General features: G+C 38.6%; 2 protein-coding genes. Both read right to left on the bottom strand.

Going from position 1 to position 2438, the window contains the following annotated elements; all coding sequences use genetic code 11:
- A partial coding sequence (locus tag VNJ50_RS10765) for a Gfo/Idh/MocA family oxidoreductase (protein ID WP_325581732.1) occupies positions 1 to 1229 on the bottom strand: 1229 nt, incomplete at its 3' end.
- A 27-nt stretch (positions 1230 to 1256) separates the two neighbouring features.
- Positions 1257 to 2213 (bottom strand): sugar phosphate isomerase/epimerase family protein, encoded by a 957-nt coding sequence (locus VNJ50_RS10760; protein ID WP_325581730.1) that lies wholly within the window; start codon positions 2211 to 2213, stop codon positions 1257 to 1259.
- Positions 2214 to 2438: the final 225 nt, after the last annotated feature.

Genomic DNA, 2438 nt, shown 5'->3' with positions numbered 1-2438 from the left:
GCAAAATCGGAGGTTGTTGGTTTTCTACTTTCAGGATTTTCTTTACAGGCGCGCACCCAATCCATTTCGTGTGCACCGCCAGACCAGGTTAGTCCAAGTTCTTCTTCAACACGTCGTTCTGTTTTAGGAATCGTGATAGGTTTGCCCGATACTAATTCTGGTTCGAGACCATAGCATCCCACATGAAGAATATCCTTAGTGCCATAGAAAAACGTACCGCCACCAGATTTATTTGGATTTTTTCCTGCCGGCCAATTATCGGGCATTATCGGTTTGATACCGCCGTCATACCAATGGACATCAACCTCGTCCAACTTCATTCGTCCTTTTTTACCTCTTGATGGAAATGTCAGCTTTACAGCTTGGGATACCGGCGCAGAATCATTCAACAATAACGAGGAACTTGCTTGAACTTTTGTAGGATATCCCAATTGAAGTCCTTCAAATACAGGGTGCAAAATATGACAGGCCATATCGCCCAAAGCCCCTGTGCCATAATCCCACCAACCGCGCCAATTCCATGGATGATAAACTTCATTATAAGGTCTCATTTTTGCGGGGCCAGTGAATAAATCCCAATTCAAGGTTTCTGGAACCCAGTCGCCTCTTTCTGGTGTGTTTAATCCTTGTGGCCATATTGGTCTATCCGTAAAGGACTCTACTTTTTTAACATCGCCAATAGCACCGCTCCAAAGGATTTCACAAGTTTTTGCAACACCTTCGCCAGAAGCACCTTGATTGCCCATTTGGGTGGCAACCTTATATTTTTTCGCCAATTTTGTCAATAACCGCGATTCATAAACCGAGTGGGTCAATGGTTTTTGAAGATATACGTGTTTTCCCAATGTAATGGCATGTGCTGCAATGATAGCATGGGTATGATCGGCAGTTGCGATAACCACAGCATCGATGTCCTTGCCCATTTCGTCAAACATTTTACGCCAATCCCAATATTTTTTTGCATTGGGAAAAGTGGTAGCCGCACCTTGAGCGTATTTCCAATCCACATCACAGAGGGCAACAATATTTTGTGAAGCTAGGTTTTTAAGGTTGGCCAGTCCCATTCCGCCAACACCAATCCCTGCAATATTCAACTTATCACTTGGTGCAACGTGTCCTAAACCACTCACCGCAAAAGACGGCACAATACTAAAAGCCGCACTGGCAGCCATGGACATACCTACAAATTTCCGTCTGGAAATAGTATGTGTTTTGTTTGTTTCACTCATTTTATGTATTGTTTTAATATTTCAAAATTAATCGGCAAGCTCTTTTCCTATTTTCAATAATAAAGCCCGTGTCAATTCAATGCCTTTTTCTTCACCTATCTTGCCTCCTTCATATTCAACACCTATATATCCGGTAAATCCAGCATCTTTGACTATTTTCAAAAAACGAGGATAATCTAACGTTATTTCGTTGCCATTGGCATCAAAATCATAGGATTTGGCGCTAACACCTTTTGCAAAAGGCATCATTTCTTCTATACCTTTATATTTATCATAGCTTTCAGCACATGTTCCGTCGCCATATTTTATACAAAAATTTCCAAAATCAGGCAAGGTGCCACAATTATCCATATTTACAGTTTTCATAACCTTTGCTAAAAGCGCTGCATTTGAAGAAAAACCACCATGGTTTTCAACAATCACATTAATCCCTTTAGATTTGCCATATTCTGCCAATTGCGTTAAACCAATCGTACTATTTGAAATCCACTCTTCCTCACTACCTGAACCATACAGATTGACACGAATGGCATGACATCCCAAAAATTGCGCAGCATCGACCCATTTTTTATGATTTTCAATTGCTTTATTTCTTTCTTTTTCATCCGGTGATGACAAATGCCCTTCGTCATCAACCATTATCAAAACATTTTTAACACCATGCACCTTACTTTTTTCTTTTAAAACTTCAAGAACGGCTTCCATTCCCATGGCTGCTATCTTTTTCCTATATAAATCGGATACATATTCGATGCCGTCAAAACCCATCGCTTTAGCCTTTTCAGCAAAATCAAACGCATCCAAATCATTATTTCCAATAGCTCTGTGCAAAGACCATTGCGCTAATGACAACTTGAAAAAAGGTTCTTTTTCTTCGGTCAATACGTGTGTTTGGTTGGACTGCGTTTCATTTTTCTTGCATCCAAAAAATAGGAATCCCACCAGAAATAATAAAGATAAAGGAGCAATAATACTTTTAATCATAATGATTTTGGTTGAATATTAAGTTATCTAAAAATAAAATAAGGATGAAAATACTAAAGTTTGATCAAAATACTACTAATTTGATTAAGTTTAGCGACTAAAAAGATTTAACATTCACGATCTATAAATTAGTCCTAACCTAATTTATAAAACTAGACTATTTTAAAAATATTATTATGATAAAAGAACACTATGACGCCATTGTCATTGGAACAGGAATTAGCG

The organism is Gelidibacter sp., assembly GCF_035577925.1.
Lineage (GTDB): Bacteria > Bacteroidota > Bacteroidia > Flavobacteriales > Flavobacteriaceae > Gelidibacter.
This window is presented reverse-complemented; position numbering and strand designations above follow the sequence as displayed.